The following is a 15,949-nucleotide window of genomic DNA, read 5'->3' as shown; positions in this document are numbered from 1 at the left end:
GCCACGAGGTCAGGACAGTTACAGGTTTACTTATTTTCCTTGCCAAGTGTACGGTTCAGGTTAGCCACAAAGTCTTCTGTAGTAAAACCGTCTACCAGTATGTTTTGGGTGTTGTCATTGATGGCATTCTGAATTTGAGTGTTGCTCAGCAGCTTCGCGTATTCTTTCGCATTCGGCAGAAGCTCGTCCGCAATACGCTGCATCATTACCGGGACATCGGAAGCGATCGGCTTGTCTGTTTTTGGCGAAACAATCGGGCTGCCCAGCTGCGTATATTTGTATTCGGCTGATTTTGCCGCAAGGAATGCCGCTACCTCTACTGCAGTTTCCTTGTTCTTGCTGGCCGGGGATACGGCATAACCCTGAGGAGAACCGGCACCGTCAATGTAATATTTGGACGCTTCATAGGTGGCTTCATCCTTGGCAGGCCAGTACATCCAGTCTACCTGGTCGCCCAGCTTTTCAGCAGAGCTGTAGATTTCCCATTGGCCGTTCACGAACATGGCCGATTTGCCCTGATAGAACTGCGAGGAAGCCTGGTCATAGTTCGTGTTCGTCGCGTTGGCGTCAAACAGTCCGGCTTGCTGAAGCTTCTCCATCTGCTCTGCGGCAGTTACGAATGCCTGCGGCAGCTCTGTCAGCCCCTGCTGCTCCAAAGCGCCAAAGCCTGCAGCCTCTTCACGGGTTACCAGACCGTTATAGAACGCGGCGGTGATCCATTTTTCTTTTGCAAAGATCGACATCGGCACATAGCCCGCTTCCTTCAATTTGCCGGCTGCAGCTGCCAGTTCATCAATGGTTTTGATCGGTGTGGCAATGCCAACTTCATCAAAAATCGTCTTGTTGTAATAGATCAGCTGGAACTCAATGCCTGTATCGGGATAAGCATAGACATGTCCGTCCGGAGCAACGAGACGCGATTCTACTCCAGGGTTGAGATTCGCCTTATATTCCGCAGTAGCTTCATAATCGTCCAGAACCTCTACATTTTTTGATTTGGCAAAAGTCTGCAGTGTCGCCCAGTCCGTGAAGTAAATATCCGGCATATTTCCTGTAGCGGCATAAGTTTTGAGTTTCTGGTTGCCATCCTGTACCGCAGGATCAAGCTCAATCTCGACCTCCGGCATTTCCTTTTTCAGCTCTGCTACGGCATAGTCGAAGGGACCTTTTGTATCTTCGTCAAAATGCTGCGCGTAAACCTTCAGCTTGACCGCGCCGCCTTCAGCTGCGGTATTGGCAGCCGGTGTCTCTTCGGAGGCCGCGTTGCTGCCGCAGGCAGACAGGACCAGTGTCATGGAAAGCGTTATCATGAGTGCACTTAAACGTTTGTGCTCAGTTTTCATTGTTGTATCCCCCTATGGAAGTTTATGTCTTTTAGCTATGATGTCCTTGCTACATTCACATTATAGCCTCAGACTGCGGGTAATCTTAAGGCATAAAACGGGCATTACCCGTAAAAAACGGGACAAAAAAATCACCCTTAGGGGTGATTGTATGGATTGTGCGGGGCCGCCGGGCGGGTTCGGCGATATCAACGGGAGTTTTCCCGTTGATTTGGGGCCGCCAGACGGATTCGGCGAATTCAGCGGGAGTTTTCCCGCTGATTTGGGACCGCCGGGCGGGTTCGGCGATATCAACGGGATTTTTCCCGTTGATTTGGGGCCGCCGGGCGGGTTCGGCGAATTCAGCGGGAGTTTTCCCGCTGATTTGGGGCCGCCGGACGGGTTCGGCGAATTCAGCGGGAGTTTTCCCGTTGATTTGGGGCCGCCGGACGGGTTCGGCGAATTCAGCGGGAGTTTTCCCGTTGATTTGGGGCCGCCGGACGGGTTCGGCGAATTCAGCGGGAGTTTTCCCGCTGATTTGGGGCCGCCGGACGGGTTCGGCGAATTCAGCGGGATTTTTCCCGTTGATTTGGCTCCGCCGGACGGGTTTGGCGGATTCAGCGGGATTTTTCCCGCTGATTTGGCTCCGCCGGACGGGTTTGGCGAATTCAGCGGGATTTTTCCCGCTGATTTGGGGCCACCGGGCGGGTCGGCGGATTTCGAAGGTATTTATACCTTTTATTTTGCCGCATTGGAAAATTTCTGCGGAAACAAAGGTATCTATACCCTTCATTCTGCCACATTGGCCGTCTCCATAGGATTCAAAGGTATTTTTACCCTTCATTCCGCCAAATGGGCCATTTCCTGTGAATTCAAAGGTATTTATACCTTTCATCCTGACACCGACGCTAACGCTAACCATCCTTCGTATACAAGAACACCATTGTCCACTATAGCTCAACCTGCCAGCCACTTCACACTTTACTCAACTACTCTTCCCTTCCCACCATCCACTTCACACTTTACTCAACTACTCTTCCCTTCCCACCAGCCACTTCACACTTTACTCAACTACTCTTCCCTTCCCACCATCCACTTCACACTTTACTCAACTACTCTTCCCTTCCCACCAGCCACTTCACACTTTACTCAATTACTCTTCCCTTCCCACCATCCACTTCACACCTTACTCAATTACTCTCCCCTTCCCACCAGCCACGTCACACTTTACTCAACTACTCTTCCCTTCCCACCAGTCACCTCAATCTTTACTCTACTACCTTCTCTTCCCACCAGCCACTTCATTCTATACTCAACCACTCTACTCTTCCCACCAGCCACGTCACTCTTTACTCAATTACTCTCCCCTTCCCACCAGCCAATCCACACTTTACTCAACTACTCTTCCCTTCCCACCAGCCATTTCACCTTTACTCAACTACTCTTCTCTTCCCACCAGCCACTTCACTATTTACTCACCACTCTACTCTTCCCACTAGCCAATCCACACTTTACTCAACTACTCTTCCCTTCCCACCAGCCATTTCACCTTTACTCAATTATTCTTCTCTTCCCACCAGCCACTTCACTATTTACTCAACCACTCTACTCTTCCCACTAGCCACTTTGCCTTCACTCCACTACCTTCTCTCCCCGCCCCCAGCCAACAAATTCACTTTTTAACCAGCTTCTCATACTCGGTCGGGGTGACACCGAAGCGTTTTTTGAAGCTTTTGCTGAAATAGTTGGGGTCGGCGTATCCGACGCTCTCGGAGATGTCGGCAAGTTTGCGGTTGCCTTCCAGCAGGAGGGTGCGTGCCTTTTTCATGCGGATGTGTGTGATATGGTCGACAATGGAATAGCCCGACTCCTTGCGGAATACCCGGCGCAGGTAACTGGGGTCTACATAGACGCCGCCGGCGACCTGCTCGGCTGAAAGATCTGCGTCAGCGTAGTGCTGCTCGATGTAGCTGATCGCCGATGCGAACAATTGGGAGGCCTTCGTAGGCTTCACATCTTCCGTCAGCTGAATCACTCTGCGGTACAACGCAATCAGCCACTCCTCCGCTTCGTCCCAGGAGCCGCAGGCTTTCAGCCTCTCAAATGGCGATTTGTCCGCCTCGCTGTCCCATACCCGGTTGTAGGAGAAGCCCCGCTCTCCTGCAAAGGTCAATACAAGCGAGACCAGCCCCATCATCATCGCATCCGCATATTCATCTCCCCACCTGCAGGCGCGAAGCTGGCGGACCGCCTTGCGGACCTCCTCCAGAACCTCGGCATCTTTCATGCGCAGGCCAAGCACAATCGCGTCGCGGGCGGCGCTGATTTCCGGCGCTTCCTGTCCGGACGGCACACCTTCTCGCCCGCCGCTCTCAGCTTCTGCTTCCGGTCCGGCTTCCTGCTCACGGGATAATTGCGGCAGCTTGGGTGCGATCCGGGCGAGCATTTCCAGCATCTCCGCTTCGTTAAACGGCTTGAGCAGATAATCCTGCACCCCTGTCCGCACAGCCTTCTGCAAATATTCAAATTCATTGTGTCCTGAAATAAATACAATGACCATCCGTTTAAAACGGTCCTTCAGCTTGACCGCAAGCTCAATGCCGTTCATAAACGGCATGTTAATATCAACCAGCGCCAGATGCGGCTGATGCTTCTCCGCCTCAAGCAGCGCCTCCTGTCCGTTTCTCGCTTCGCAGCATACCTCGAAGCCGTGCCGCTTCCAGTCCATTTTCAGCCGCAAAAAATCACGGAACAGCGGCTCATCATCAACGATCATCACCTTGTACATCCTGTTCATCCCTCTTTTCATTTCCAAGCATAGGCAGCGACAGCTCCACCGTAGTCCCCTCACCCAGCGCGCTCTGCACAGTCAGGCCATATTCCTCTCCAAAATACAGGCTCAGCCGCTGCTGCACACTGTATGTACCGATAGAGCGTGTTTCCTCCTCCGGCGAATAGCCCGACATAATGGATTCGATCCGCTCCTCCTCCATGCCGACACCATTGTCAATCACCTGTACGAATACCTTACCGTCCACAGCAAACGCCTGGATACGGATGAAGCCTTTGCTGCCCTTTTTCTTAAGTCCGTGATAAATAGCGTTCTCGACCAGCGGCTGCAGCGACAGCTTCGGAACCGGCGTTCCTGACAGCTCAGCCGGAATATCAATCTCGTAGCGGAATACATCCGGATAACGGATCTGCATGATGGCCAGATAATCGTCGGTGATCTCCGCTTCCTTTTCCAGAATGATAAGCTCTCTTCCTTTGTTCAGCACCATCCGGTAAAAATCCGCCAGCGCCTTGGTCGTGTCCCGCGCCTCTTCGTTGCGGTCAAGCTCATTCAGTACATAGATCGTATCCAGCGTGTTATATAAAAAATGCGGCTTGATCTGCGCGCTGATCAGTGCAAGCTCGTACTCCCGTTTGCGGTTCTGTTCCTGTGTCACTTTATGAAGCAGCTCCCGTACACGTCCGACCATAAAGTTGAACGCTTCCGCGATCGTCCCGATTTCGTCTTCGGTCTTCGCTTCCACCACCGGTTCCAGATCTCCGCTGACGACCTGGCGCATCGCTCTGGTCAGCCGTTCCAGGGGACCTGCCACCATCCGGGACAGGAGGCTGGCACCGAACAGGGAAAAAATCAGGCACAGCGCTCCTACCAGCGCCGTCAGCCTCACATTCTGCCGGACATCGGCCGTCAGCAGCTGGAGGGAAACCACATTGATCAGCTCCCAGTCCATCCGGCCGTAATGGCTGACCGTTACCAGATTGCCGTCCTCTCTATAAGAGAAGCTGGCGGCACGTGTTGACGCGTGATTCTTTCCGATCTCTGCTGCCATTGAGGGCTCTATCTGTGTCAGCAGGCTGTTTTTGTCTGCCGCAGCCACGATGCGCAGCTGTTTATCCATGAAATAGTAACTCTTGGGTGCTGCCGGATCGCTGGACTGTAAGAATGCGGACAGCTGCTCCTCTTTTATAATCAGGAACAGTGTGCCGAGCGTCTCGCCGGTATCAATATTGATGACTATTTTCCCCAGGGTAAGTACAGGAGATGCCGGGTCAGGCGTCATGTAATCCCGCTGCTGCATATCGAACCAGTGTGACGTTCCATAGCTGTCAGCCTCCTTCACCTGCTCCAGCATGCCGCTGGCAGCAATGCCTCCCTCATCCCGGCCCGATGTGTAGGAAGGATACACAGTACCGTCGTTACCGACGAACACCGCCGCATCCACTTCCCTGAAGATGGACAGATCGGTGGAGAGCCGGCTCTGCATCAGATTGGAAAAACGTATCTGCTCCAGCGTAACCGCTGCGGTCTGGACAGCCGGATAAGTTTCGTACAGACGGTTAATGTTGGTGACCATAATATTGGCCGCCGTTTCTGCACTGCGGAGAATATAATCCGTTCGGGAAAGAATAAGCTGGGATTCATCGGCAACATTGCGTGTAGTCCGGTCAATCAGCGAACGGCTGAATAAATGGCTGGACAATGCGCCCAGAATAAGCAGAGAAAAAATCAGCAGGGGAAGAAATATGGCAATGACCTTGCTTTTGAACCGGAGCCGGCCGAACCATTTCCGGATGTATACAATAATTTTCAAGCGGGTTACCTCCGTCAGGACAATGAGTATTCAACATGGTAACACAATCCTTCCCGATTTAGAAGAAGCTGCAGCAGCCGCGCTCAGGGGCCAAAAAAAGTACACTTGAAAGAATGAAAGCCCGGTGATAATATTGTAGCTGTGATTTAGTAAATTTATTAACTAAAAAAGGCGTGAGCAGCTTGGCAACGATTAAAGACATCGCCCGCGAGGCTGGCGTATCTGCCGCTACTGTATCAAGAGTGCTCAATAATGACCTTTCCCTGTCTGTCAGTGACGATACACGGACCCGTATTTTTGCCGTCGCCGGACAGCTTGGCTACAAGCCGGCCCGGCTCAAGCAGATGAAGCGGGATACGAAGCTGGGCGGCAAAACCGTCTCGCTCCTGCTCTGGTGTTCGCCTGAAGAGGAACGGGACGATCCCTATTACGGATCGATCCGCCGGGGGGTAGAGCTTCGCTGTGAAGAGCTGGGCATTGTGCTCGGCCAGACGCTGCGCGGGCGCACCTCTCATCCGGCCCTGCGGCCCGGCGATGGCCTTATCGTCGTAGGCGGCTTTGACCTTCAGGATCTGGAAGGGCTTCATTCCGATCCGAATACAATTGTGCTTGTCGACCAGTACCTGGAACGCCCTGATTATGACTCGGTACGTACCCACTTCCGCCAGGCGGTCAACCAGGCACTCGGGCATCTGCTAGCACTTGGCCACCGTGACATTGCCTTTATCGGCGGCGGGGGGGAAGGCGAGCGGCGCGCACATCATTTTAAGCGGATTCTGACGGAGAAAGGGTGTTATGATGCCGGGCTGATCCGCACGGGCAGCTGGAGCAGTGCTGACGGCTACCGGATGATGGATGAGCTGCTGGCAGGCGGCAAACGGCCGACGGCCTGCTTTGCAGCCAGTGATCCGCTGGCGGTCGGCGCCCTGCGTGCCCTGCATGATCACGGCGTACAGGTACCGGAGGAGATGGCGGTTGTCGGCTTCGATGATATTGAGATGGCCGCTTATGTCCAGCCTCCGCTGACCACTGTACGCGCTTACCCGGAACAGATGGGCAAAGCTGCCGTCCAGCTTCTGGCCGAACGGTTTGAAGGGCGTGAAGCGCCGTCGCATACGATCATCGGCACGAAGCTGATTGTCCGGGACAGCTGCGGCGGTGCTGCTGATTAACCCATCAGCGATGTCACACAGCCCTGGACCCCTGAATTCTAGTGAACCTCATTACACTAAAAGGAGCGTTACTGATATGAATATTTTTGTAGACGACAGTCTTGGCCTGTTCCATCTTCAATCCAAAGATACCAGCTATATTATCCAATTAACCGAAGGCTATCCTTCCCATGTATACTGGGGTGCACAGCTCCGCCATGACAGCAGCCTGGCTGATGCGCTGGTGCTGCGTGAACGCTCTTCCTTCTCCCCGACCCCGCGGCCGGAGAAGCCTGTCTTTTCCCCGGACGCCCTGCCCCAGGAATATCCGCAGTACGGCAGCGGCGATTTCCGCCGGCCTGCTTACCAGGCCAAACTTGCTGACGGCAGCCGGATTACTGAGCTGAAGTACACAGGCTACACCATTATTCCGGGCAAGCCTGCGCTGGAAGGACTTCCGGCAGTTTATGCAGAGACTGAGGACGAGGCGAAGACACTGGAGCTTATCCTGAGGGATGACTATGCCGGCCTTACCGTTAGGCTTCTGTATACCGTGTTCGCAGGCCACAGCGCGATCGCCCGTTCTGTACGGTTCGAACATAACGGCACAGCACCGCTGCGGCTTGAGCAGGCGCTGAGCGCGTCGGTTGATTTTGCCGACTCTGATTATGATACGCTGCATCTGAGCGGAGCTTGGGTAAGAGAGCGCCATATGCAGCGCCGGCCTTTGGTTCCAGGTGCAGCACTGTCGCTGGAAAGCCGCCGCGGCTCAAGCAGCCACCAGGCCAATCCGTTCCTCGCGCTGCTGCGCCCCGGTGCGGATGAAGACCACGGCGATGTATACGGCTTCAGCCTAGTATACAGCGGCAGCTTTGCTGCAGCGGCTGAGGTTGAACAGTTCGGCCAGACCCGCGTAACGATCGGGATCAACCCGTTCGACTTCTCTTGGCTGCTGGAGCCGGGCCAATCCTTCCAGACTCCGGAAGCTGTGCTGGTCTACTCCGGTGAAGGACTCGGCGGCATGTCCCGCACCTATCACCGCCTGTACCGGACCCGTCTGTGCCGCGGTGTCCACCGTGATAAAGCCCGTCCGATTCTCGTTAATAACTGGGAAGCGACTTATTTTGACTTTGACGCCGACAAAATCGCCGCAATCGCCAAAGAAGCCGGCCCGCTCGGCATCGAGCTGTTCGTCCTTGATGACGGCTGGTTCGGCAAGCGCGACAAGGACAACAGCTCACTCGGCGACTGGTTCGAAGACCGCCGCAAGCTGCCTGGCGGCTTAGCTGATCTCGCTAACCGTGTAAACAATGAAGGCCTCCAGTTTGGCCTGTGGGTTGAGCCGGAGATGGTCTCTCCCGACAGCGATCTGTACCGCAAGCATCCGGACTGGTGCCTGCACGCTGAAGGGCGCCGCCGTACCGAGGCGCGCAACCAGCTGATTCTCGACCTTTCCCGCCCGGAAGTCTGCGACTATCTGTATGAGACTTTGAGCGCTGTGTTCGCCAGCGCACCTATCACTTATGTCAAGTGGGACATGAACCGCAACATGACGGAGATCGCCTCCGCCGCAGCAGGCCCTGAGCGCCAGCAGGAAACGGCCCACCGTTATATGCTCGGCCTGTATAATCTGATGGAACGCCTGACTTCGCAGTTCCCTGACATCCTGTTCGAGAGCTGCTCCGGCGGCGGCGGCCGTTTCGATCCGGGTATGCTGTTCTACATGCCGCAGACCTGGACCAGCGATGATACCGACGCTATCGAACGTCTGTCCATTCAATACGGTACTAGCATCGTATACCCGGCGAGCAGCATGGGTGCACACGTATCGGCAGTGCCGAACCATCAGGTGGAACGGACCACTTCGCTGGCCATCCGCGGCGATGTGGCCATGAGCGGCAACTTCGGCTATGAACTGGATCTCAGAACCTTCACCGAGGCTGAGAAAAACCTGGCTGCCAAACAGATTGCCCAGTACAAGGAAATCCGCACACTGGTGCAGCAGGGCGATATGTACCGTCTGCTCAGTCCTTTTGAAGGCAGCGGGGACACCGCCTGGATGTTCGTCAGTGAAGACAAAACGGAAGCTTTTGTCGCTTATTTCCGCGTACTCGCCACACCTAACGCGCCGATCTCACGGCTTACGCTCAAGGGACTGAATCCAGAGCTGGATTACGTGATTGAAACCGGAGCAGCCGATAGCACGGACAGCCACGGAGGAACGGATACATCCTCAGCAGACAGCTCCGCTCCGTTCCAGACAGCCTTTGACGGCACGCCTTACGGCGGCGACCGCCTGATGCGTATCGGACTTGTGGTCTCTGACCTGCGCGGCGATTTCGTCAGCTGCACCTATCGTCTGAAAGCCGTACAGCGTTAATTCCCGTAAACGCAGCAAAAAGAGCTGTTCCCCGGCAGAATGTTCTGCACTGGAAACAGCTCCTGATTTCCCATAGCAAGCACTGAGCAGCAGCTCTCCCCTGACCGGGAGGCTGCTGCTTTGTCCGTTGAGAAAGTCTCGACAACCCTATGTAGGTGATTTGATTTCATGCGACACCATGTTAACAATTACCGGCTCCACCCATCACCTCACGCGCCCCAGAACCTATTAATGACTTGGCGAATGCTAATGCTAACGGACTCCAGATCCGTTATTTTGCGCTAGAGATGCGTTTTGGAATCCTAACGGACCCTAGATCCGTTATTTCATCCGCAAGGGCTTAATGTATCCACTATTTAGCAGAATAAAGGAACCACGATCCGCTAGCGATGGAAACGGAGCGATTTTCGGCAAATAACGGACGCAGTGACCGTTAGCGTGCGAAAGAGGACGAGGCAAATATGGATGCAGTGTCCGTTAGGGTGCGAAAGAGGACGAGGCATCTAACGGATGCAGCGTCCGCAGACATGGAAACACAGCAAAGAAACCCAAGACCCTTAAAAGAGCCGGGTTTCTCAACACTCTGAGCAGCAGTTCTCCCCTGACCGGGAGGCTGCTGCTTTTTCTTTTCCATCTCCCAGCAAATAAATCCCGTTTTTTCCCTCTGTATTCCCCTTAACTAACCGCTCATGTCTGACGATATAAAAATTAGTAAAAATTACAGAGAAATAAAGGGGACAACCGGATGAAACTGTTAAGAAACCTCAGCATTGCCAAAAAGCTTGCCATTCTGATTATAGTAAGCGCAGCTGCCCTGTTTGCGATTGGGGCTCTGGGACTGGTATACACCAATAAAACGGCGGATGAATCCACGGTTATGCATGATGAAAATTTGATCCCGCTCAATACGATCATGCAAATCCGGGTCAATGTCAGAGCGAGCGATGCCTACACGCTTGAAGTGATTACCACTACAGATGCCGCCCGTACAGAGGAGCTGACTGGGGAAATCACTTCCGCCTGGGAAGAAATTGACGGGATGATCAAGGAGATTGAAGCCACCCATCTCAGAGAGGAAGAACGGCAGTTAATCGCCCGGTATCACGAGCATGCCGAGTCTTTGAAAGCCTCCAGAGATCAAGTCCTGGACTTGGCTGTGCAAAATAGAAATGCTGAGGCCTACGCCCTCTACACACAGGATGTGGAGGCCAAGCGCAAGCTGGTCAACGATACGTTAAAAGAACTGCAGCGTTCAAAGCTGGATGGCGCTGATGCTATAAACACTGAGAACCAGAACAGCGTCAAGCGGATCTTGCTCATTGCCTCCGCTGTTTGTCTGGCTGCCCTGCTGATTCTTGTTCTGCTTGGTGTCCTGATCTCGCGGATGATTGTCAGACCGGTGAAAGAAGTCAGACGTCTTCTGGCCGAAGCCGAAAACGGCGACTTTACGGTCAAGGGCAACTATGTATCAAAAGATGAAATCGGTGAGCTGACAGCCTCCTTCAATAAGATGACCGGAAAGCTGCAGTCTATCTTCGGTACCGTCCAGGAATCCTCACATTTTGTGGCCTCGACCTCTGAAGAGCTGAGTGCAAGCGCAGAACAGAACAGCCACGCAAGCGGACATATTGCGGAGACGGTGCAGGAGCTGGCAACTGGCACCGAGAAACAGGTGGATATCGTTGAAGACAGCTCGGCAGCCATTTCGGATATGGCCGGCTATACCCGGACAATTGCCGAAAATACCGAACAGATGAAGCAGGATGCACTGCATGCTTCGCAGATGTCTGTGGAAGGAAATCATGCAATCTCAGAAGTTACCTTGCAAATGAATTCGATCTCCACAAATGTGAGCGGACTGTTCGAAGCGGTGAACAGTCTGAACGAGCGTTCCAGTGAAATTGAGCAGATCTTAAATGTCATCTCGGGCATTTCCGCCCAGACTAATCTGCTCGCGCTGAATGCCTCCATTGAAGCAGCCAGAGCCGGGGAACACGGCCGGGGCTTTGCCGTAGTCGCCGGTGAAGTCAGAAAATTGGCTGAGCAGTCCAACAGGTCGACCGGGCAGGTGACCGAGCTCATTCATCTGATCCAGCAGGATACGGCATTAACTTTGCACACCATGGACAAGGCTGCACAGGAAGTGCAGGCCGGTCTGACCGTAGTGAACCATGCCGGAAGCTCATTCCAGAAGATCGACCAGGCGGTAAGCCGCTTCGTTGCCCAGATTGAAGACATCTCCGAAGCACTGGGCAAGCTCGCCGGCGGTGCAGCCAATGTAAATACGTCCATTGGTCAGGTAAGAGATGTAGCCAGAGATTCTGCGTCCATCTCCCAGAATATTTCTGCGGCAACTGAAGAGCAGCTGGCATCCATGCAGGAGATTGCCTCCTCGGCCCAGGCATTAGCCAGTCTTGCCGACGAGCTCCAGAAGATCATGAACCAGTTCAAAATATAGAGATTAGGGCCGTCCCCGGCTGAACTTCAGCTTGGGGACGGCCCTTTAATTACTCTATTCTAATTCTACCGTCTGGTTGAGATTCGACTGTTCGGTATCCTGATTGGTAATCCGTTTGAACATATAGGTTGCCTTCTCGGCCAGGTTGCCGCTCTTCCAGTATTCCGCAGCTTCGGCATGAACCTGAATCAGGATGACTTCAGGATCGTCATAGCTGGTCTTCAGAAAAGCTTCATATCCCGCATTCCAGTATTCCTTCTTCTTCGCTGCATCCTCAACGATTCTCGCCACTCCGCGGATGGAGACATACGATTTATCGGCATACACGACGTTCACCCGCGGATCGTGCAGGATCTCATCAAACTTGCTGGTATCCTTCTTCGTCAGAAACCACAGGTCCCCGTCAAATTCTACCTCCTGCGTCTTCATCGGGCGGGACACCAGTCCTTCCGGTGAAATCGTGGTGAACATCGCCGTATCAATACCCTTGATCAGCTTGCGGACCGTCTCGACAGCCTCCTGGTGGCTGTTGTTCAAAGTTGACATGCTTATCGCCTCGTTTCTTCCGTGTTAGAAATAGGTTATCCAAACGCATACCTTTTATTAACCGGAATCGGCGTAATTCTATCTCCCTGACCTGACTTATCCTGTTTTTACACGAACTCTGGCAGCTTCAGCCCTTCCGGTAATACGGCAGCCGGCTGAGCGGCACTTCAATTTCAAGCACTGCCGGGCCTTCCACCAGGCTCCCGTCATCTCCGGTCCAGCTTCCTTCAGGGAAAATAACGCGGCGCGATCTTCCGCCCTTCTCGACCACCGGAGCAACCAGGATGGCGCTGCCCAGCATGAACTGGTCCTTAACCGTCTCCAGGCCCTGGCCCGGGAACTCATAGGCCATGTGACGCATGACCGGTTCACCGGTGACAGAGGCATGCCGGGCCAGCTCCAGAATTTCGCTGCCGAACTGTGTATGCAGCCGGGCAGCCTCAACGCAGTAGCCAAGGTGCGTGTCATCCAGCAGCCGCCACGGGGCTGCCGAGAACTGCATCATCGGGAACAGTGCGGAGCACTGGGCAGACCGTACGAATAATTCCGGATCCATCCGGGCTGATGTCATGCTGCCGTATTCCCCTCCGCCAATCATGTCCGGACAGGTGTAGGCATAACCCAGCAGGCCTTGGGCCAGCCCGTCAGGGATCAGGGCCCCCAGCCCGTCCTCCTTCCACTGATGCCGCTTATCCTTCAGCCGCTGCACGAGCGGCTGTCCGGCCAGCTTCCAGCAGGCCCGGTATTCATTCAGCCTGTAATTCAGGCCGACTCTGGCCCAGGCTTCACTGTGTCCGCTGCGGGTAGACGGTACAAAGGCCTGATCATCGGCCTCATAGAACTCGGCATCGCCGGCATCCAGCTTGAAGCCGTCAATTCCGTATTCGTTCTGCAGTGCATCCAGCCGGTCATGAATCCACTTGACCGCTCCGGGATGGGTGCAATCCAGTACAGCGCTGTAGCCGTTCCACCATTTGCGCAGGGCAGTCTTGCCCTCACGGTCCTTCAGCAAAATCCCTGCAGGTTCAAGCTGGCGGAACGTAAGCGAATCCGGACTGATGAACGGGCATAACCACAGCATCACCTTAAAGCCCATGGCATGAAGCTCCTGAACCATCCGGCCCGGATCAGGGAACCTGCCGGAATGAAAGGTCCATGTACCGTAAGGCTCATGCCAGTTATCATCAATCATGATGACGCCCGGAGGCATTCCCTGCTCCAGGACCTTGCGGGCATACTGCAGCACCTTCTCCTGGGTCGGTTCATAGAGCAGTTCAATCCACAGATTATACTGCGGAGCAGTGAACAGCAGCTCCTCCGGAATACCGGGAGCCGGCGGGAAAAAGGTCCGCGAGGCATGCAGGTATGCTTCTTTTAACGTAGCATGCCCTTCTTCGAGAACCAGTGCCCCCTTTCCTGTCACTGTCAGATTACCGCCCTCAAACCGAAATTCAAAAGGCTCTTCACTCCAGACATATCTTCCTTTACTTGAGAGCAGGAACGGACTGGCCTGGTTTCCGTTATGATTCTCATCCAGGTCCACCCGGAATAATTCCGCTCCGTAAGGCATGCTTCCACCGTCAGCGGTACGTCCGCCCCACCAGTACTCACCCGGAAGCAGCCTGATAAGCTGCTCGTCATTTAACATCATGCATCACTCCTTTATCTAATCCGATCTTACCTGTGGAGCGAAGGGGGGACAATCTAAAAGTTGTGCCTTATAATATAACAAAATTGACTTTCACTATAAGGAGAATATACAATGGCTGACTCTTCATCATATGCTTTTCATAATGACGATACATCAATCTTGATGTTAAGCTCGATCGGATGGCAGAAGATCAGAACCTCCGATTACAGCTTCGGCGGCAATGAACGGCCGGACGCCGGGCATGTCATTTTTCAGTATACGCTCAGCGGACAAGGCTGGATTGAGGTGGACCAGCAGCTGATTCCGTTGACCAAAGGTTCCGGATTTCTGGTCCGGGTTCCAAGCAATCACCGCTATTACTACACTGATCAGAATCAGCCCTGGGAAATTCTCTGGCTTAATTTAAGAGGGGATGAAGCAAACCGGATCTGGGAGATGATCATTGCACAGGAAGGCCATGTCATTCATAGAGAAGCGGATTCTCCGGTGATTACCGGCTTGCGGGAGCTGCTGAGAACCATTGCCGAAGAGAAAGTAACCGACAAATATCTGCTGTCCGCCCAGGTCTACAGCTGGATGCTGTCCCTGGTCCGGACGAGCCGGGAGATCACCAAAGACATCAGTGCGGCTACCAGCTCCATTATCCTCAGGGCCAAAAAGTACCTGAAGGAGCATTACGCGGATCCGCTCACTCTCGATATGATTGCCGGACACTGCGGGGTGAACAAACATCATCTGTGCCGGCTTTTCCAGAGGTCCGAGCAGACCTCCCCCCTGGCTTATCTGCGGGAACGGCGGGTGGAAGTTGCTGTGTCGCTGCTGCGCACCACCGATCTTTCCATCCAGGAAATCGGCAGGCAATGCGGCTTTGACAGCCCCAGCTACTTCGGCAAGGTGTTCCGTGAATATATGTCCATGACCCCGAAGGAGTACCGGCTGAAGAAGCTTGAATTTCCGTATGACGCGATTTATTATGATTAAAACTTGCCTGCCGGTGCCAGCTCTGCGGATCAATTCATGATCGGAGAAACCATTAAATATGCTACTATAAAGTGAAGGGATATTGGATAGGGTCACATCCGTTGGATGAAGAGGGGAGATCAGGACAGAGTTATGATTACACGCAGGATTTACCGGGGGATCTGGAAAACAGGGCAGGACGGGGCCGGTCTTCAGGTCTTGAAGGAAGACAGGACAGCACAGCAGCTGGTCAAGGAAGGCGCATTGATGACGGCTGCCGCTTTTTCCTGGCGGGATAATGTCTTTTTATATTATGAATGTGTGGACAGGGAGCTTGAGCCTGAAGCCGTGGCCGGCGCTGCCGCCCCTTATCTCATAGACTGGCCGGGTGAGCAAGCGGCGAGAAAATGGATTTCGATGATCGACGTCTTTCATTTCAATGAGCCGGCCAATGTGGAACACTGGCTGCGTAAAGACCCTGTGGAACGGCGCGGCGGGCGTGTGGCCTTCCTGAAACGGGAGATGGCAGCCAGTTATATCTACTATCATTACCAGCTGCAGGAAGAACGGGCCTTCCATGGAGGCAAATACGACATTATCGCCATGCATGAGAATCTGCTGTTCGGCTATCAGGAATTTCCGGGCGTCACCGAGGAGCCGGTAGTTCCCGGACGCCTGTCCAGCAAAGGGACCCCAGTGCCTTGGAGTGACTCCAGAATGGACCTGCATTTTCAGCCCTGGGAGGACGGCTATCTGTATTTTAAGCCGGTGGAGCAGATTTACGCTTATTATACGGGACTGCAGTGATGAAAAAGCGGTCTATTGACGCAAACAGCGGCCCATCCAATGGATGAGCCGCTTGTTTATTTTCCTGCCC

At 53.8% G+C, this 15,949-nt stretch carries 11 protein-coding genes; 6 read left to right on the top strand and 5 right to left on the bottom strand.

Translation table 11 applies throughout. The features are described from left to right. Positions 1 to 26 precede the first annotated feature (26 nt). On the bottom strand, positions 27 to 1,343 hold the full coding sequence (locus C2I18_RS19860; protein WP_249897467.1) for an ABC transporter substrate-binding protein: 1,317 nt from the start codon (positions 1,341 to 1,343) through the stop codon (positions 27 to 29). Between C2I18_RS19860 and C2I18_RS19855 the strand changes: the two genes are divergently transcribed. Beyond that, positions 1,309 to 2,943 (top strand): hypothetical protein, encoded by a 1,635-nt coding sequence (locus tag C2I18_RS19855; RefSeq protein ID WP_249897466.1) that lies wholly within the window; start codon positions 1,309 to 1,311, stop codon positions 2,941 to 2,943. The two genes, C2I18_RS19860 and C2I18_RS19855, sit on opposite strands and share 35 nt — an antisense overlap. Positions 2,944 to 2,994: 51 nt before the next feature. On the opposite strand, the gene C2I18_RS19850 is transcribed toward C2I18_RS19855, so the two are convergent. Beyond that, positions 2,995 to 4,110, bottom strand: a complete 1,116-nt coding sequence (locus tag C2I18_RS19850) for a response regulator transcription factor (protein WP_249897465.1) — start codon at positions 4,108 to 4,110, stop codon at positions 2,995 to 2,997. Further along, complete coding sequence (locus C2I18_RS19845) at positions 4,088 to 5,926, bottom strand: cache domain-containing sensor histidine kinase (RefSeq protein WP_249897464.1); 1,839 nt, start codon at positions 5,924 to 5,926, stop codon at positions 4,088 to 4,090. The genes C2I18_RS19850 and C2I18_RS19845 overlap by 23 nt, the downstream gene beginning before the upstream one ends. 182 nt (positions 5,927 to 6,108) lie before the next feature. Between C2I18_RS19845 and C2I18_RS19840 the strand changes: the two genes are divergently transcribed. The 3 genes from C2I18_RS19840 to C2I18_RS19830 all read left to right on the top strand — a co-directional run bounded on the left by C2I18_RS19840 (position 6,109) and on the right by C2I18_RS19830 (position 11,915). After that, on the top strand, positions 6,109 to 7,098 hold the full coding sequence (locus C2I18_RS19840) for a LacI family DNA-binding transcriptional regulator (RefSeq protein WP_249897463.1): 990 nt from the start codon (positions 6,109 to 6,111) through the stop codon (positions 7,096 to 7,098). 76 nt (positions 7,099 to 7,174) lie between these two features. Next, on the top strand, positions 7,175 to 9,457 hold the full coding sequence (locus tag C2I18_RS19835) for an alpha-galactosidase (protein ID WP_249897462.1): 2,283 nt from the start codon (positions 7,175 to 7,177) through the stop codon (positions 9,455 to 9,457). Between the two features lie 745 nt (positions 9,458 to 10,202). Then, positions 10,203 to 11,915 (top strand): methyl-accepting chemotaxis protein, encoded by a 1,713-nt coding sequence (locus tag C2I18_RS19830; RefSeq protein ID WP_249897461.1) that lies wholly within the window; start codon positions 10,203 to 10,205, stop codon positions 11,913 to 11,915. Between the two features lie 54 nt (positions 11,916 to 11,969). Here C2I18_RS19830 and C2I18_RS19825 read toward each other — a convergent pair whose 3' ends face one another. Further along, positions 11,970 to 12,461: a pyridoxamine 5'-phosphate oxidase family protein gene (locus C2I18_RS19825; protein WP_249897460.1), complete on the bottom strand. Its 492-nt coding sequence runs from the start codon at positions 12,459 to 12,461 to the stop codon at positions 11,970 to 11,972. Positions 12,462 to 12,588: 127 nt separating this feature from the next. Further along, positions 12,589 to 14,112 (bottom strand): glycoside hydrolase family 31 protein, encoded by a 1,524-nt coding sequence (locus C2I18_RS19820; protein ID WP_249897459.1) that lies wholly within the window; start codon positions 14,110 to 14,112, stop codon positions 12,589 to 12,591. A gap of 111 nt (positions 14,113 to 14,223) precedes the next feature. Between C2I18_RS19820 and C2I18_RS19815 the strand changes: the two genes are divergently transcribed. Then, positions 14,224 to 15,093 (top strand): helix-turn-helix transcriptional regulator, encoded by an 870-nt coding sequence (locus C2I18_RS19815; protein WP_249897458.1) that lies wholly within the window; start codon positions 14,224 to 14,226, stop codon positions 15,091 to 15,093. Positions 15,094 to 15,225: 132 nt separating this feature from the next. Then, positions 15,226 to 15,879, top strand: a complete 654-nt coding sequence (locus C2I18_RS19810; protein ID WP_249897457.1) for a hypothetical protein — start codon at positions 15,226 to 15,228, stop codon at positions 15,877 to 15,879. The last annotated feature ends 70 nt before the right edge of the window (positions 15,880 to 15,949 follow it).

The organism is Paenibacillus sp. PK3_47 (assembly GCF_023520895.1).
GTDB lineage: Bacteria > Bacillota > Bacilli > Paenibacillales > Paenibacillaceae > Paenibacillus_AQ.
This window is presented reverse-complemented; position numbering and strand designations above follow the sequence as displayed.

Excerpts from the sequence above, each read along its gene's own strand:
- C2I18_RS19860 (WP_249897467.1), bottom strand. The coding sequence starts at position 1,343 with ATGAAAACTGAGCACAAACGTTTAAGTGCACTCATGATAACGCTTTCC.
- C2I18_RS19850 (WP_249897465.1), bottom strand. The coding sequence starts at position 4,110 with ATGTACAAGGTGATGATCGTTGATGATGAGCCGCTGTTCCGTGATTTT.
- C2I18_RS19815 (WP_249897458.1), top strand. The coding sequence starts at position 14,224 with ATGGCTGACTCTTCATCATATGCTTTTCATAATGACGATACATCAATC.
- C2I18_RS19830 (WP_249897461.1), top strand. The coding sequence starts at position 10,203 with ATGAAACTGTTAAGAAACCTCAGCATTGCCAAAAAGCTTGCCATTCTG.
- C2I18_RS19825 (WP_249897460.1), bottom strand. The coding sequence starts at position 12,461 with ATGTCAACTTTGAACAACAGCCACCAGGAGGCTGTCGAGACGGTCCGC.
- C2I18_RS19855 (WP_249897466.1), top strand. The coding sequence starts at position 1,309 with ATGAGTGCACTTAAACGTTTGTGCTCAGTTTTCATTGTTGTATCCCCC.
- C2I18_RS19810 (WP_249897457.1), top strand. The coding sequence starts at position 15,226 with ATGATTACACGCAGGATTTACCGGGGGATCTGGAAAACAGGGCAGGAC.
- C2I18_RS19835 (WP_249897462.1), top strand. The coding sequence starts at position 7,175 with ATGAATATTTTTGTAGACGACAGTCTTGGCCTGTTCCATCTTCAATCC.
- C2I18_RS19820 (WP_249897459.1), bottom strand. The coding sequence starts at position 14,112 with ATGATGTTAAATGACGAGCAGCTTATCAGGCTGCTTCCGGGTGAGTAC.